The sequence below is a fragment of the Enterobacter sp. BNK-18 genome, assembly GCF_047456135.1.
GTDB lineage: Bacteria > Pseudomonadota > Gammaproteobacteria > Enterobacterales > Enterobacteriaceae > Enterobacter > Enterobacter ludwigii.
On record NZ_CP179899.1, the window covers coordinates 1,089,620 to 1,105,622 of the forward strand.

The window sequence follows — 16,003 nt, forward strand, 5'->3', positions numbered from 1 at the left end:
ACGATACACGCAAACGATTTCACACCTCTAATTAGGGTCGACAGTAATGATCCCACAGATTTCTCAGGCACCTGGCGTCGTTCAGCTGGTGCTTAATTTTTTGCAGGCACTGGAGCAACAGGGTTTTACAGGTGATACCGCCACGCATTATGCCGACAGGCTGACAATGGCGACCGACAACAGTATCTACCAGCTTCTTCCCGATGCAGTCGTGTTTCCCCGTTCAACGGCCGATGTGGCGCTTATTGCGCGACTGGCAACGCAGGAGCGATTTACCTCGCTGGTGTTCACGCCACGCGGCGGCGGCACCGGCACCAATGGTCAGGCGCTGAACCAGGGCATCATCATTGATATGTCGCGCTATATGAACCGCATCATTGAGATCAATCCCGAAGAAGGATGGGTGCGTGTCGAAGCGGGCGTCATCAAAGATCAGCTTAATCAGTACCTCAAGCCTTATGGTTACTTCTTTGCCCCCGAGCTCTCTACCAGCAACCGTGCGACAATCGGTGGGATGATTAACACCGATGCCTCCGGGCAGGGGTCGCTGGTCTACGGTAAAACCTCCGATCACGTTCTTGGCGTGCGTGCGGTACTGCTGGGTGGCGATATCCTGGATACCCAGCCGATGCCGGTCGAACTGGCGGAAACGCTGGGTAAAGATAACACGGCCAACGGGCGGATTTACCGCACCGTGCTTGAGCGCTGTCGCGATAACCGCCAGCTGATCCTCGACAAATTCCCTAAACTGAACCGCTTCTTAACCGGCTACGATCTGCGTCATGTCTTTAACGATGACCTGACGCAGTTTGATTTAACCCGCGTGCTGACCGGCTCCGAAGGGACGCTGGCATTTATTACCGAGGCGCGGCTGGACATTACGCCGCTGCCGAAAGTGCGTAGGCTGGTGAACGTCAAATACAATTCCTTCGATTCTGCCCTGCGAAATGCGCCCTTTATGGTTGACGCGCGGGCGCTGTCGGTGGAAACCGTCGACTCCAAAGTGCTTAATCTGGCTCGGGAAGACATCGTCTGGCACTCGGTGAGTGAGCTTATCACCGATGTACCTGATAAAGAGATGTTGGGTCTCAACATCGTTGAATTTGCCGGCGATGACGAAGCGCTGATTGAAAGCCAGGTCACCACGCTCTGTCAGCGGCTGGACGAAATGATTGCAGCAGGCGAAGGTGGGGTGATTGGCTGGCAGCTTTGCAGCGAACTCTCCGGCATTGAGCGTATTTACGCGATGCGTAAAAAAGCGGTGGGGCTGCTGGGCAACGCGAAGGGGGCTGCCAAACCGATTCCCTTTGCTGAAGACACCTGCGTCCCGCCTGAGCATCTGGCGGATTACATCGTTGAGTTCCGCGCCCTGCTGGACAGTCACGGTCTGAGCTACGGCATGTTCGGCCACGTGGATGCCGGGGTGCTGCACGTGCGTCCGGCGCTGGACATGTGCGATCCGCAGCAGGAGATCCTGATGAAACAGATCTCCGACGATGTGGTGGCGTTGACCGCGAAATATGGCGGCCTGCTCTGGGGAGAACACGGGAAAGGGTTCCGCGCGGAGTACAGCCCGGCGTTCTTCGGTGAAACGCTCTACGCTGAGCTGCGTAAGGTCAAAGCGGCATTCGATCCGGATAACCGTCTCAACCCGGGTAAAATTTGCCCGCCAGAGGGCGTCGATGCCCCAATGTTGCAGGTGGACGCCGTCAAGCGCGGCACCTATGACAGACAAATCCCGATTGCGGTGCGCGCCTCCTGGCGCGGTGCAATGGAGTGTAACGGTAACGGTCTGTGTTTCAACTTCGACGTGAAAAGCCCAATGTGTCCGTCGATGAAAATTACCAGTAACCGCATTCACTCGCCCAAAGGCCGCGCAACGCTGGTCCGCGAATGGCTGCGTCTGCTGGCCGACCGCGGGGTTGATCCGCTGAAGCTGGAACAGGAATTACCGGAAAAACGCGCTAGTCTGCGCTCGCTGATTGAACGTACCCGCAACAGCTGGCATGCGAACAAAGGCGAGTATGATTTCTCCCACGAGGTGAAGGAGGCCATGTCCGGCTGCCTGGCCTGTAAAGCCTGCTCAACCCAGTGTCCGATCAAGATTGATGTGCCGGAGTTTCGCTCACGCTTCCTGCAGTTTTACCATACCCGCTATCTGCGTCCAATGCGTGACCATCTGGTGGCGACGGTGGAGAGCTATGCCCCGCTGATGGCGCGTGCGCCGAAGACCTTTAACTTCTTCATCAATCAGCCGCTGGTGCGAAAGCTTTCCGAAAAACATATCGGGATGGTGGACCTGCCGCTGCTGTCAGTCCCTTCGCTACAGCGTCAGCTCGTGGGGCACCGCTCGGCGAACATGACGCTGGAGCAGCTTGAGGCGCTGACCCCTGAGCAGAAAGCCAATGTGGTGCTGGTGGTGCAGGATCCGTTTACCAGCTACTACGATGCCCAGGTGGTAGCCGATTTTATCCGTCTGGTAGAAAAACTGGGCTATCAGCCGGTGGTACTGCCGTTCTCACCAAACGGCAAAGCGCAGCACATTAAAGGTTTCCTTACCCGTTTTGCGAAAACGGCGCGGAAAACCGCTGACTTCCTCAACCGGGTGGCGCAGCTAGGGATGCCGATGGTCGGTGTCGATCCGGCGCTGGTGCTCTGCTACCGCGATGAGTATAAGCAGACGCTGGGGGAGCAACGCGGTGATTTCCACGTCATGCTGGTGCACGAGTGGCTGCCGGCGGCGCTGCAACAGGCGACCGTGAAGGATGTGAGCGGTGAATCGTGGTATCTGTTCGGCCACTGCACGGAAGTGACGGCACTGCCGGGCGCCCCGGCGCAGTGGGCTTCTATCTTTGCCCGCTTCGGGGCGAAGCTTGAGAGCGTCAACGTGGGCTGCTGCGGCATGGCAGGTACCTACGGGCACGAAGTGAAAAACCACGCGAACTCGCTCGGTATCTATGAGTTGTCGTGGCATCAGGCGATGCAGCGTTTGCCGAGGAACCGCTGTCTGGCTACGGGCTACTCCTGCCGAAGCCAGGTGAAACGGGTTGAAGGGAACGGGGTGCGTCACCCATTACAGGCCTTACTGGAGATAATTGGATGATCTGGAAACGAGCCGTGACGCTGCAGGCGCTGAATGCCATGGGCGAGGGGAGTATGGTAGGGCTGCTGGACATTCAGTTCACGCGTATTGGCGAGGATGAACTGGAGGCCACGATGCCTGTCGATCATCGCACGCATCAGCCGTTTGGTTTATTGCACGGCGGCGCATCCGTCGTGCTGGCCGAAACCCTGGGGTCCGTGGCGGGCTATCTTTGCACCGAAGGGGAGCAAAAGGTCGTCGGGCTGGAGGTGAACGCGAACCATATTCGCTCGGTGCGAAGTGGACGGGTGCGCGGCGTTTGTCGCGCGCTACACGCCGGTAGCCGCCATCAGGTGTGGCAGATTGACATTCTTGACGAGCAGGATCGGCTCTGTTGCTCGTCGCGACTGACGACGGCGGTCGTGTAAAGTTTTCAGATGTTTTGCCTTTGGTCAAAAACTAGCCAGCCTCTTGTGATATACTGGTCAGGTTTTGTACATAAGCGAGGACATCATGGATACTGAAATAACCCCAACACAGCTGGCAATTGAATATTTACGTCGTGATAAAAGCAACCTGTCTCCGGCGCAGTACCTGAAAAAGCTGAAACAGCTTGAACTGGAGTTCACAGATTTGCTGGCGCTCTCTTCAAATGAGCTTAAAGAAGAGATCTACTTTGCCTGGCGGTTGGGCGTTCACGTCCATTGATCGTGACAGTAAAAAAAAGGCCGCGTCAGCGGTCTTTTTTGTATCTGACGTTCAGTACCGGGCAGGCAGTTTATTGATTTTAACGAGCCTGCCATCTTCTATCTCAATGAACCCGCCTGTTTTCAAATCCGCCAGAATACGCATCACCCCGCTGCGCGACAGCTGGGTTTTTTCGCGAATATACCGCTCTGCGGTGATGGCGTTGCGATAACTCTCATCTTCATCCATCAGCTTTATCAATTGCTGGCGAATCATCTCATAGGCCGTGGGCGCGCCCTGAGGCATCACATTATTGTATAGCCGGTTATAAACAAACATCAGGTGCTTAGACAACAACCCCCATAACCCATTCTCTTTGATAACGGCTTCCACCTGAGCGGTGGTAAGCATACCCGTCAGGCAGGGGGTCACGGTTTTCAGATAATCATTGAAGTAGATGTCTGTCAGATTGGCGAGGCCAAAAAGCGCCGGGCTACGTGCGGTGGTGAGCATCATGTTGTCGCTTCTGCGGTAGATAGCAACGGTGCCTTCGAGGATCAAATAGCACACGCTCTGGCCATTAACCTGGAGATCCAGCTGTTCGCCGGGAGCGACATTGCGCGTGGTACAGTAGGGTTGCAGGAATGAAATCAGTTCTCGCGCGTAAGGAGAACCACGATGCGTTTTTTCAGTAGAGGACATAACCTATAACCCGTAGCGATAACCCCCCTGATTATAGCGTTACTCCATATCGTAAACACGAGGCCAATCAGTATTTACGTGGTAAATGACGGATTTCCAGCAGCACGCCACGCTCCATCGTGATGTACTTTCCGGTACGCAGTTCCGCGAGAATACGCATAATCCCACTGCGTGAAAGGTAGGTTCGACTCTTGATATACGCTGCCGCCGTGATGTTTTTCCGTACGGCATCTGGCTCCTGCATCAGTTCGACCAGCTGGAACCGGATAATGTCATAGGCTGACATCTGCGATATTTGCGCGCAGTGCTCGTATACCCGGGAGGCGGTATAGATGAGTAGCTTTGAAAAATGTTCCCATAAGTTTTTTTCCGCCACGATCTTATTAAAATTATCCAGAGAGACATGCGCTATTTCTGAGGTTTCAAGCGCTCTGACGTACAGATGTTCAGAGGAGAACTGGCTGCTGACACCCAGAATAAAAGGTGAGGACTCTGAGTTTAAAACAATACCATCGCCACGACGATGCAGCGCAACGCTGCCGTGTAACAGCAAAAAACAGAGGCGAACATCATTATTGTGATACTGAATAATTTCGCCTTTCGCGAGAATATGCCTTTCCGTAAAAGGCAGCACAGTACTGATTAACTTATCAATATGGGCATACGGCTTTAAATCCAGTACGGTAGATTTTACATCGGTGAGGACCGCTGTCATTCGCGTGTTCATAAGGTGCTCCACTGCTTTCATTGCGATCATGGGTGACCGGCGTAGAGAATTATCTTAAAAAACAGCGACTACGGGAATATGCAGCACAGGTCTAAAAGTAGACTTTCAATATTATCCTGACTAACATTTTGAATTTAATGATCTTAACACTCCGGTCTATTAATAGACTGCCTGTTATATGCATAAGGTATTCCTTATTTACAATGTTTTATTTTTGTTAATTACGGGTCTACGGAAAGACTCCGAAAATGATTGTCGACGTCAACGGAGTTGTATAAATTTTATTTCATCGACAGCAAGTCATATGCGTCTTCAGACGTTTAATGAAATAAAGTTATTTCATTTTTTTCGCTGCTGTCTGTAAAAGGCAAAACATTAAGCGGGTGAAAAAACCGACGCGTCTTTTTGTCTGAATGTTAATAATAAATAAAGTGATACAGGATATAGCATGATGAAAAAAACACTTCTTCTGGCAACGATCGCAGCAGGTTCCGTACTGACAATGGCCAATGCGTTTGCCGCCGCAGGTACCGTTAATTTTAACGGAAATATTCTGGATTCTGCCTGTGATGTTGATGTGGCATCGCAGAACCAGGTGGTTGTACTTGGGGATTATTATAAAACAGAGTTTACCGCGACGGGGGCGAGAACCGCGGCAACGAAATTCGATATTATTTTGAAAAACTGTCCGGTCTCGGTCACGAATGCCAAAGTGCGCTTTGACGGTACTCCGGATGCGTCTAATAGCAATCTTCTGGCGATTGACACCTCCGTGGCGGGGGCTGCAACGGGCGTGGCGATCAATCTGATGACCGCGGATAAAGCCGACCTGCCTCTGCATGGCAGCAATGGTTACACCTACATGCTCAGCAGCTCCGCAGACAATACGCTCAATTTCTATGCTCAGTATATTTCGACCACGGCCAGCGTCACGGCGGGCCCGGCGAATTCTGTCGCCAACTTCTCGGTGGTTTATAACTAGCTCTTTTGCCTGAACGTCGGGGCCGCCCCGGCCCCCAATTTTATGAGGAACAGAATGTATTTTTTCAGAACCCCTTTACTGGCAACAGCGTTGTTATCTCTGATGCTGTCAACGGCTCATGCCGGCGTCATTATTGGTGGTACGCGCATTATTTTTGATGGCGCTAAAAAGGAAACGTCACTCAGTGTGAATAACCCTGATGGTACGCCGTATTTAATTCAGTCATGGATCGACGTGCAGGAAGGGGCGTCAGGCAAGGTGCCTTTTATTATTACGCCGCCTTTGTATCGTCTGGATGGCGGGCAAAAAAACGTTGAGCGCATCGTGATGACGGGGGCACTGCCTCAGGATCGGGAAAGTTTATTCTGGCTGAATATTAAAGCGATTCCGTCTGCCTCAACGCAGATGAACGCATTACAAATTGCGGTTAAAACGCGCCTCAAACTGATTTATCGGCCCGCTGAGTTGCACGCGTCCACGCCTGACGAACAGGCCAGTCAATTACGCTGGCGCAGAACCGGGAATGAACTTCAGGTTAATAACCCGACCGCGTATGTCATCAATTTTAATGAAATCACCCTTGGAGGTAAAAAAATCGATGACGTGTCGTATGTCTTACCCGGTGGCTCAGTCCGTTTCACGTTACCGCAAGGGGCCAGCGGCAGTGTACTGACGTTTAAAGTGATTAATGACTTCGGCAGCCCTGGGGGCGCGCATCAGGCAACCTTATAACCGGTGAAACGCGGGCATTGCCTGTCATAAATGAGTTAAAAGCGATGGCAATACACTATTTTCGGGCTCGACCTGCACCCCTGGCGACAGTGATCGGATTAATACTTGCAGGTTCATCGCAGGCGCTTTTTGCCGGTGAGACATTTAATGCCGAACTGGTTGAACTTGATAATCCAGGAAGAGGGAGAACGGATTTATCGGCATTTGAATCCGGATCGCAGGCACCCGGCACCTATCACGTCGATATTGTTCTTGATGACCAGCTAATGGCGACCCGCGATATCACCTTTACTGCAGTAAAAGACGAAAAGGGCAATGACGTCCTCCGGCCGTGCCTGAGTCTTGACCAGTTAAAGCAGTGGGGCGTGAGAACCACGCTTTTCCCGCAGCTGGCGGCGAACAACGGTGAATGCGCAAACCTTCAGGCGATCCCGCAGGCCAGTAGCGATTTTCAGTTTGGCGCACAGCGGCTGGTGATCAGCATTCCTCAGGCCGCCATCGACCTGCCAGCCAGGGACGCGGTTCCGCCAGAGATGTGGGATGAGGGGATTAATGCCGCCATGCTTAATTACAGTCTGAGCGGCGCAAACGCGTGGGCGAAGAACACTCGCGGCAGCCAGAATGATAGCCAGTACGCCAACCTGCGCCCCGGGGTCAATATCGGGCCGTGGCGCTTACGTAATTACACCACCTGGTCACGGGATTCCACCGGTGAGGATCGGTGGGACAACGTGTATACCTATGCGCAGCGCGCCGTCATTCCGCTGAAAGCACAGCTGATTATCGGGGACAGTACCGCACCGGCGGATGTATTCGACAGTATGCCATTTCGCGGCGGTCAGCTGGCCTCGGATGATGACATGCTGCCGGACTCTCTTAAAGGCTATGCGCCCGTGGTCCGTGGCATCGCGCGAACCAATGCGCAGGTGGTGGTCCGCCAGAATGGTTATCAAATTTATCAGAGCTACGTGGCGCCAGGCGCGTTTGAAATCTCGGACATGTATCCCACCGGCGGCGCAGGCGATCTGGATGTGACCATTAAAGAGGCTGACGGGAGTGAGCAGCATTTCACGCTGCCTTATGCCTCGCTGCCGGTCCTGCAGCGGGAAGGACGCCTGAAGTATGCGGTGACGGCCGGGCAGTATCGCGCCTACAACAGCCGCGTGGAGAAAACGTCTTTTGGTCAAATCACCGGTATTTATGGGATTCAGCACGGCATCACCGTTTACGGCGGGATGCAGGGGTCTGATAAATACCGTTCAGTGGCGTTTGGCATCGGTAAAAACATGGGGGATATCGGCGCGATCTCTTCCGACGTGACCCAGGCCTGGTCAACGCCGAATAACACCGACAAAACATCCGGTCAGTCCTTGCGCGCGCGTTACAGCAAAAATATGGCGAAGACCGGGACAAACTTTTCAATTGCGGGATACCGATATTCAACCCGTGGCTATTACGGGATGCAGGACGTGCTGGATTCCTACGGCGACAGCAGCGCCCTGCAGGATCGGCGGCGTAACCGTGCTGAACTGACCATGAGCCAGACGCTGGGCGGCGCACTGGGTTCACTGACGCTCAGCGCCGCACGCGAAGATTACTGGAATTCTGGTCAGGCGATGGCCTCCTGGAGCGTGGGCTACAACAATGACTGGAACAACGTCAGTTACGGTTTGACCTGGACCTACAGCAAGAATGGACGCGGGAGCGCGCAAAACGCGGACCACGATCGGTTGCTGGCCTTTAACGTCAGCGTACCGTTGGACAAATTCCTGCCGCGTACCTGGGCTAACTATGGCATGAACGCCAGTAAGCACAACGGCACGACGCACGTGGTCGGGCTGAACGGCGTGTCCCTGGAAAACAGTGCCCTGAACTGGAACGTGCAGCAAGGTTATGGCACACAGGGCACGGGAAATACCGGCAACCTGAACGGCGACTATAAAGGCACCTATGGCGAAATTGTCGCGGGCTACAGCTACGACAAACACAGTGAGCGCCTGAATTACGGGTTGCAGGGGGGCATCATTGCTCACCCTGACGGCATCACGCTTTCGCAGCCGCTCGGTGAAACCAATATCCTGGTGAAAGCGCCGGGTGCACACGGTGTCGATATTCGCAATCAACCCGGGGTTCGTACGGATTACCGCGGGTATACGGTGGTTAATAATCTGTCGGTATACCGAAAAAACGACATCACTCTTGAGCCGGAAACTATGCCGGATGACGTGGAGCTTGAGATTAATACGCGCACCGTAACACCGACCCGCGGGGCGATAGTGGAAGCCGATTATAAGTCTAAAATCGGGCGCCGGGTGCTAATGACCCTGTCCGACGGGCAGTATGCCGTTCCGTTTGGTGCGGTCGTCACGCTCAAAGGCGACAGCAACAGCAGCTTTATTGTGGGCGACCGTGGTCAGGTCTATTTAACGGGACTGCCCGGACAGGGAGAAATCGTGGCAACCTGGGGAAATCAACCCGGTCAGCAGTGCCGTGCGCAATTTAGCCTGCCTGCACAACCCACCTACGGCGGAATAACCGACGTTAACGCGCTTTGCCGCCAGGAAGGTTAAAAATGAAATTTGCTTTATCTCTGATCCTGCTCTGTTTACTGAGCGGGTGGAATAGCGCCCGTGCCGGCACCTGTACAACCATCACGCCGCAAATATCGACGATATCTGTGGGCACGATTAACGTGCAGCGTGATGCCCCCGTGGGCACCATTATTTTTTCTCGCGCCGCCTCATCAACGGGAACCTATTTAACGGGATGTTCTAACCCGCTGATGCTGGGATTCAGTATGCGATATAACAATGGGAACCTGAGCAGCTACGGTAACCATGTTTATGCCACCAATGTCAGCGGTATTGGTATTCGCTTTTCCTCGGGGAATTATTTTGAAAACCCGGCTTATACGTTTTCGTATAACGCGGTGACGTCGTATGTGGATTGGTTTGGTGGAAAAGTTGAGCTGGTGGTGACCGGCCCGGTAACGTCGGGCGCTTTAACGCCGGGCGTTATCGGAACCGTGGCGCTTCAGGGAAGTGACGGTGTTTATCGTGACGGTCTGACGGTCCAGTTAACTGACGGCACAATTAATGCGCTGGCATGCACGATAACGACGGCGCAGTTGACGTTCCCGATAGGCGATATTCCGGCCTCATCGTTTGGCTCCGTTATTGGAACTACGCCATCCGGCGCCCAAAATACGCAAAATCTGGGGTTAACCTGCAGTGCCGGCACCAATATCAGTGTGTCACTCAGCGGTATGCAAAATCCGGACAGCGCCAATACCAGCGTCATGGCATTAACCGGTCAGGGGAATGCCGGTACGGCAAATGGGGTAGGGGTTCAGCTACTTTATAACGGTTCTCCTTTGGTAATGAACGGTCGCCTGTTATTAAAACAGTCTGCGGGAGGACAGGAGACGCTCCCGTTAACCGCGCGCTATTACCAGACGTTAACCACCGTGGAATCAGGCTCGGCAAATGCGTCAGCCACGCTCACGATAACCTATCAATAACCGGTGAGATGATGAAAATAATTCCCGCGGCGTTGCTTGTGTCGGGTTTACTGTGCGGCAAAGCGCTATGTGCAGACAGCGTAAATATCGGGGTCACCGGAAATATCGTGGCCTCACCCTGCCTGTTTAATAACGGCAATACGAATCTCGATATTAATCTGGGCAATATCCAGGCGAGTAATATGGTGACGCCAGGATCATCCTCAGACCCGGTTACGTTTGATCTGTTATTTACCCAATGTCCGGTGGGGACGCGTAGCGTCACCGCTACCTTTACGGGTACACCCGACCCTGTTGCCGGCGCCGACTATTACATTAACCGCGGTACGGCCACCCACGTGGCGATAGCAATGCGCGAGGCCGGAAGTGGCATACTGAAAGGGAACGGCTCCAGCATGACGGAATATGTCGCCTCAGACCGGACGGCGAAGATGGCCATGCAGGCTGCGGTTATATCCACCGGAGGCAGGGCGACGCCCGGCACCCTCAGCGCAGTGGTGGTCATTACGATGCAATACAATTAAGTCGCGCGGGATTTCACGCGCATTTTTGCTTCCCGTCGGTGTGGTCTATGTTGAATATTTTAATTAGCGAGACGGATTCGTTATTTCAGTCTGGTCTGCAGTATTTTTTTATGGATTTCTTTTGGCGTAATTTTAATGACTGTATTCACTTTGATTATGAAATGACGCCGCATAACGTCAGCACGGCGGATATTATTGTCCTCTCTTTATGCCAGGGAGAAACCCTGACCTGTTTTCCGGAATTACAGTCACGGCAAAAAGGCATTGTGATCGGCTGGGTTGACGATGAGCAACGGTCTACGGCGTCGCAATCCTGTTATCAGGATATTATTTTCATCTCCCGCAGGGCCTCTCTTGACATGATTGGCGAGACGGTAGGGTGTGCGTGGCGTAAAACGCAGTTGAAGGGACATGTGCTGCAGAAAACGTCCTGTTTCGATTGCGAGCATAAAATATTATCACCGCAGCAAATACGCATCGTCATGAACCTGTATAAAGGCTTATCCGTTATGCAGACGGCAGACGCGTTACAGATCGGCTATAAGACCGTTTTTGCGCACAAGTACATGATCATGCAAAAATTTAACCTGCGAAGTGATTATGAGCTTATCGCGCTGCTCAACAGGATGGTGAAGAAAAACGGCACCCCCAATATTTTTCGTGATTCTGTGAGACAGGGTTTCCAGGACCGCCCCTGTCTGGAGGCGTAAAGGCACTTTTATTGATGACAGGAATAACGGAAACAAGTGTTCGGTTATGAAACTTTAGAGTTGCATCTGCAGCATGTTATTTTTACGTTTTATATAACGATTAATTAGCGATGCAAATTCATAAAACCCTGAAACCGATTTTTGTGACCAGGTTCAAGTGTGTGGGGCCGGAATGTTTAATTTCCTGCTGCCGCGGCTGGACAATTTCCATTGATAAAAAAACACATCAAAAATATCTTTCATCAACGCATCCCGGTATCGCTGCAATCGCCAAAGACAATCTGATTCTGCAGCGTAAAGGCAAAGTAAACTATTCCCGTATTAAACTGGATGAAAATGGGGAGTGTCCGTTTATCGATGAAAATAAGCTCTGTATGGTACACCGTGATTTAGGTGAAAGTGCCTTATCGCACACCTGCAGTACTTATCCCCGAAGCTCCACCCGCTATCTGGATGAAACTCGCCACAGCATGACCCTTTCATGTCCGGAAGTGGTCAGGCGGGTTCTCTTCGACCCCGATGCGATGTTATTGCAGGAGCAGGATGAACTGCTGGCCGTTTATAAAACCAATCTGATTGGTCAGCGCCAGTCTATGCCTCAAAGCAGCCAGGTCATTCATCTCCTTGCGTGGAAAATAATCCAGTCGCCAGCGAGGAATGTTGAAGAAAATTTGATGGCGCTGGCTCAGTTGATCCTGACCTTGCAGCATGTGAACTTCGATTTGCACAATCAGTATGAGCAGGTTGAACGCTTTTACGAAGCCTTGCTGGAAGCGTTGCAGAGCGGTAAATCGCTGCTCTCTGAAAGCAATGTCGGGCGATCAAATGCGATGAAATATCTGGCGTTGTCGATCCTCGGCACGAACGTGGCGCGAGATTCTGCACGGGATGGGTATATCAACGAAGGGCATCGGCAAATTGCTGACTTTTTGAATTTCAGCCATGACAGCGATCCCGCCAGGCTGGCGCAGAAATTCGACGCGATTAACCAGCAGTGGGGGAAACTTTGCCAGGAATCCTGTCTGTCAGAGCCGTACGTATTACGCAACTATCTGTTGTACAAACTCTACAGCGGCTATTTCCCGGGTAAGAATACCGCCACCATTATGCGTCAGTTTTATCGCATCGTTCTGGACTTTTTCTACCTGAAAGTTTTCCTGAGCGTCAAATCAATGGATGAACAACTGGACCAGCAGATGGTCATGAAAACCATCGCCAGCTTCTCAGAAAAGACCCTGCACAATCAGACCATTGATGCCCGTATGGATTTTGCTATCGATAAGATTAACGGTGGGGACGACCTCTCGTGCCTGCTGCTCATTGGCTAACGTATAACGAGGCTCGCCGTGGCGAGCCTCTTTTTCCTCAGACGTTCACCGCCGTGATTAACCGCGTCTTCATGGTCTGATAAGACGACGCCGCAAAGTCTTCCGCCCAGCGTTGGTCTTCAATCGCCTCAAGCTTAACCGCACAATACTTGGTTTCTGGGGTTTTGGAGACCGGGTCAAGGTTATCCTGCGTCAGTTCGTTACAGGCGCCAATCCACCACTGGTAAGTCATATAAACCGCACCGGCGTTGATGCGCTCGCTGATGCTGGCACGGGTAATGACTTTGCCCCGACGGGAATGCACCCACACCAGCTGCCCGTCTTTAATGCCCAGGCTGTCCGCATCGAGGGGGTTCATTTGTACACGGCCTGGTTCGTCGGCAAGGCTTTGCAGCGCGGCGCAATTGCCGGTCATTGACCGGCAGGAGTAGTGGCCAACCTCACGCACGGTGCAGAGCACCAGCGGATACGTTTCGTCCGGGATCTCGGCTGGCGCGCGCCAGGCTGCCGCAAAAAGCTGGCCTTTGCCGCTCGGCGTATCGAACTGGTTATCTTTATAGAGATACGGCGTACCCGGGTGATCGAGCGTTGGGCACGGCCATTGCACATGGCCCATTTCACCCATTTTTTCGTATGTCACGCCATAGAACAGCGGACAGAGCTCGCGCATCTCGTCCCAGATCTGCTGGTTGGATACGTAATGCATCGGATAGCCCATTTCGGTAGCAAGCAGGCTGATGATCTCCCAGTCACGTTTCACGTTGCCGCTGGCCTCAATGGCTTTACCGAAACGCTGGAAACCGCGGTCGGCACAGGTAAAGACGCCCCCGTGTTCTCCCCACGATGTGGCAGGTAACAGAACATCCGCCACTTCCGCCGTTTTCGTCATAAAGATGTCCTGAACCACCACAAAATCGAGTGCTTCAAAACCGCGGCGCACCAGCCCCAGATCGGCTTCAGTCTGCAGCGGATCCTCGCCCATGATGTAATAGGCTTTTACCTTGCCTTCCAGCGCAAGGTGAGGGACTTCGGTGATACGCGTTCCAACCTCTTTGTCCATAATCCCGACATCGATTCCCCAGGCAGTGGCGAATTTCTGCCGGACCGCCGGGTCCGTAACGTCCTGATACCCCGGGAACATATTGGGCAGAACGCCCATATCACACGCGCCCTGAACGTTGTTTTGACCACGTACTGGCCCAACGCCGACGGCAGGTCGACCAAGATTTCCGGTCAGCAGCGCCAGGCTGGAGAGACCTTTGACCACGTCTACAGCCTGACCAAACTGCGTTACGCCCATGCCCCACATGACGGTGGCGGAAGGCGCAGCCGCGAACGTCCGCATCGCCTGACGCACATCCCGGGCTGGAATGCCGGTGAGATGTTCGACGTTTTCGGGCGCGTAGTCTTTGACCGTTTCCCGATAAGCGTCAAGCCCTTCGGTAAAGCGCGCGACGTAGTTTTTGTCGTACAGCTCCTCTTCCAGAAGGACATAGCCAAACGCATTGACCAGCGCCATGTTGCTGCCGTTTTTCAGCTGCAGGTGCTGGTCGGCAATGCGTGCGGTTTCAATGCGACGGGGATCGCAGACGATGATTTTCGCGCCATTTTCGCGGGCTTTTAAGACCCGACGGGCGACGATGGGGTGCGAATCGGCGCAGTTATAGCCAAACACCAGCAGACATTTTGAGTTTTCAATATCGTTAATGGAATTGCTCATTGCACCGTTGCCGAGGGTTTCCTGTAACCCGGCAACAGAAGGGCCGTGACAGACGCGCGCGCAGCAGTCCACGTTGTTGGTATTCAGCACCGCACGGGCAAATTTTTGCATCACATAGTTCGTTTCATTCCCTGTTCCCCGGGAGGAACCGGTGGTCATGATGGACCGTGGGCCATACTGCTCTTTTATGCTCCTGAGTTTATGGGCGGTATAGCGGATAGCCTCTTCCCAGGTGACGGGGGTAAAAGCCTCTCCCTTGTGGTAGCGGATCATGGGCTGAGTCAGACGGGGGGTAAGCAGACGCGTATCGTTCAGGAAGTCCCAGCCATAAAAACCTTTCAGGCACAGGGTGCCCTGGTTTGTTACGCCTTCGGCCGCTTCGGCACGGAGGATACGGTTATTTTCGACGACAAGGTTTAATTTGCAGCCTGCACCACAGTAGGGGCAGACGCTGGCGATTTTTTTCATCAATAACAGACCTGTTAAGAAATGAAGCAAAGTTGACTGGGTAGCCCAGTCCCGTAAACGGGAGTAAGCAGGAACCATGCCACATTTACTTTGTAGGTTTTACAGGGTGTTATACGAGGAGGGAACGTGTCATCGTCAGCCCGATCGTCAGTTTTGACGATGACACGTTAGTATTCACAGAGGGGAGGGTTTTTAGAGATCGTCCATGGTGTGACCCACAACGATTTCCAGGGTCTTACGAATGACATCTGCCTGCACAACGTCGTTTGTGGATTCCAGCGTCTGGATCAGCCACAAAATGATCGCTTTGTTGGACAGGTGTCCTTCAGAAGCCAGAACACAGCGTACTGCAGTAGAAAAAACAGCGGACTCTTCAGCAAAACGATCGCCTGCGTGACGGAAATATTCCGACAGCGCGCTTTCTAAAAAAGCGGAATGGTATTCGGGTTGAAGCTGAATATTTTGTCTCATTTGTTCTCACCGTAGCTGTAAAATTGCAGTCAATGTATTTTCCTGGGATCGGACGGTTTTCCATTTCCAAATAACGGCACTACATTGTCTCTTTTAACGTTGAGAGATCCCTCTCTATCGGTTCGTCCTTGCGCGGTTCTGCGACGTTTCAGGGCGATGTTGTTTGAACCGATGTCGGCAATCACCATCGCAAGTGTCTCCCGCCGCTGGGGATCCTTTTCATGCGCTTTCATATCCCGCAGACGCTGAACCAGAGCTTCGGTTGTGACGGGGCCTCGCTCTTTCAAAAGAGAAAGAACGGCTTCACCGATAAGCTGGTCAATCAGTCGGTCTGCATCACTGCTGTTCAT

The 16,003-nt window shown here is 52.9% G+C and carries 15 protein-coding genes; 10 read left to right on the plus strand and 5 right to left on the minus strand.

Annotation, left to right across the window (positions count from 1 at the left end; genetic code table 11):
* Positions 1–46 precede the first annotated feature (46 nt).
* The 3 genes from ACMGG3_RS05220 (at position 47) to ACMGG3_RS05230 (ending at position 3,790) form a co-directional block, all read left to right on the plus strand.
* The gene (locus ACMGG3_RS05220; RefSeq protein WP_414149651.1) at positions 47–3,103 is read left to right on the plus strand and encodes an FAD-binding and (Fe-S)-binding domain-containing protein; all 3,057 of its coding nucleotides are present in this window, start codon (positions 47–49) and stop codon (positions 3,101–3,103) included.
* Complete coding sequence (menI, locus tag ACMGG3_RS05225; RefSeq protein ID WP_284942304.1) at positions 3,100–3,510, plus strand: 1,4-dihydroxy-2-naphthoyl-CoA hydrolase; 411 nt, start codon at positions 3,100–3,102, stop codon at positions 3,508–3,510. The genes ACMGG3_RS05220 and menI overlap by 4 nt, the downstream gene beginning before the upstream one ends.
* An 85-nt stretch (positions 3,511–3,595) precedes the next feature.
* Positions 3,596–3,790 (plus strand): YdiH family protein, encoded by a 195-nt coding sequence (locus tag ACMGG3_RS05230; RefSeq protein WP_003857766.1) that lies wholly within the window; start codon positions 3,596–3,598, stop codon positions 3,788–3,790.
* A gap of 51 nt (positions 3,791–3,841) precedes the next feature.
* Here ACMGG3_RS05230 and ACMGG3_RS05235 read toward each other — a convergent pair whose 3' ends face one another.
* Both ACMGG3_RS05235 and ACMGG3_RS05240 read right to left on the minus strand, forming a co-directional pair.
* On the minus strand, positions 3,842–4,471 hold the full coding sequence (locus ACMGG3_RS05235) for a winged helix-turn-helix transcriptional regulator (protein ID WP_014169722.1): 630 nt from the start codon (positions 4,469–4,471) through the stop codon (positions 3,842–3,844).
* 67 nt (positions 4,472–4,538) lie between these two features.
* On the minus strand, positions 4,539–5,198 hold the full coding sequence (locus ACMGG3_RS05240) for a winged helix-turn-helix transcriptional regulator (RefSeq protein WP_025204381.1): 660 nt from the start codon (positions 5,196–5,198) through the stop codon (positions 4,539–4,541).
* Positions 5,199–5,649: 451 nt separating this feature from the next.
* Here ACMGG3_RS05240 and ACMGG3_RS05245 point away from each other — a divergent pair, with 451 nt between their 5' ends.
* The 7 genes from ACMGG3_RS05245 (at position 5,650) to fliB (ending at position 12,994) form a co-directional block, all read left to right on the plus strand.
* Positions 5,650–6,180, plus strand: a complete 531-nt coding sequence (locus tag ACMGG3_RS05245; protein ID WP_020884377.1) for a fimbrial protein — start codon at positions 5,650–5,652, stop codon at positions 6,178–6,180.
* 54 nt (positions 6,181–6,234) lie between these two features.
* Positions 6,235–6,912, plus strand: a complete 678-nt coding sequence (locus tag ACMGG3_RS05250; RefSeq protein WP_041162554.1) for a molecular chaperone — start codon at positions 6,235–6,237, stop codon at positions 6,910–6,912.
* Positions 6,913–6,956: 44 nt separating this feature from the next.
* Positions 6,957–9,482 carry a fimbria/pilus outer membrane usher protein gene (locus ACMGG3_RS05255; protein WP_414149652.1) on the plus strand — a complete coding sequence of 842 codons (2,526 nt, stop codon included), beginning with the start codon at positions 6,957–6,959 and terminating at the stop codon, positions 9,480–9,482.
* A 2-nt stretch (positions 9,483–9,484) separates the two neighbouring features.
* Positions 9,485–10,432 carry a fimbrial protein gene (locus tag ACMGG3_RS05260; protein ID WP_414149653.1) on the plus strand — a complete coding sequence of 316 codons (948 nt, stop codon included), beginning with the start codon at positions 9,485–9,487 and terminating at the stop codon, positions 10,430–10,432.
* Positions 10,433–10,440: 8 nt separating this feature from the next.
* Positions 10,441–10,956: a fimbrial protein gene (locus ACMGG3_RS05265; RefSeq protein ID WP_414149654.1), complete on the plus strand. Its 516-nt coding sequence runs from the start codon at positions 10,441–10,443 to the stop codon at positions 10,954–10,956.
* 47 nt (positions 10,957–11,003) lie between these two features.
* Entirely contained in the window at positions 11,004–11,666 is a 663-nt protein-coding gene (locus ACMGG3_RS05270) for a helix-turn-helix transcriptional regulator (RefSeq protein ID WP_014169729.1), read from the plus strand.
* A gap of 110 nt (positions 11,667–11,776) precedes the next feature.
* Positions 11,777–12,994 (plus strand): flagellin lysine-N-methylase, encoded by a 1,218-nt coding sequence (gene fliB, locus ACMGG3_RS05275; RefSeq protein WP_044859405.1) that lies wholly within the window; start codon positions 11,777–11,779, stop codon positions 12,992–12,994.
* Between the two features lie 37 nt (positions 12,995–13,031).
* Here the strand turns inward: fliB and fdhF are convergent, their stop codons facing one another.
* The 3 genes from fdhF to ACMGG3_RS05290 form a co-directional block, all read right to left on the minus strand.
* Entirely contained in the window at positions 13,032–15,182 is a 2,151-nt protein-coding gene (fdhF, locus tag ACMGG3_RS05280; protein ID WP_078773940.1) for a formate dehydrogenase subunit alpha, read from the minus strand.
* Positions 15,183–15,374: 192 nt separating this feature from the next.
* A complete protein-coding gene (locus ACMGG3_RS05285) occupies positions 15,375–15,653 on the minus strand; it encodes a biofilm development regulator YmgB/AriR family protein (protein ID WP_014169732.1) in 279 nt (92 codons plus the stop codon).
* Positions 15,654–15,682: 29 nt separating this feature from the next.
* Positions 15,683–16,003, minus strand: a complete 321-nt coding sequence (locus tag ACMGG3_RS05290; protein ID WP_020884369.1) for a hypothetical protein — start codon at positions 16,001–16,003, stop codon at positions 15,683–15,685.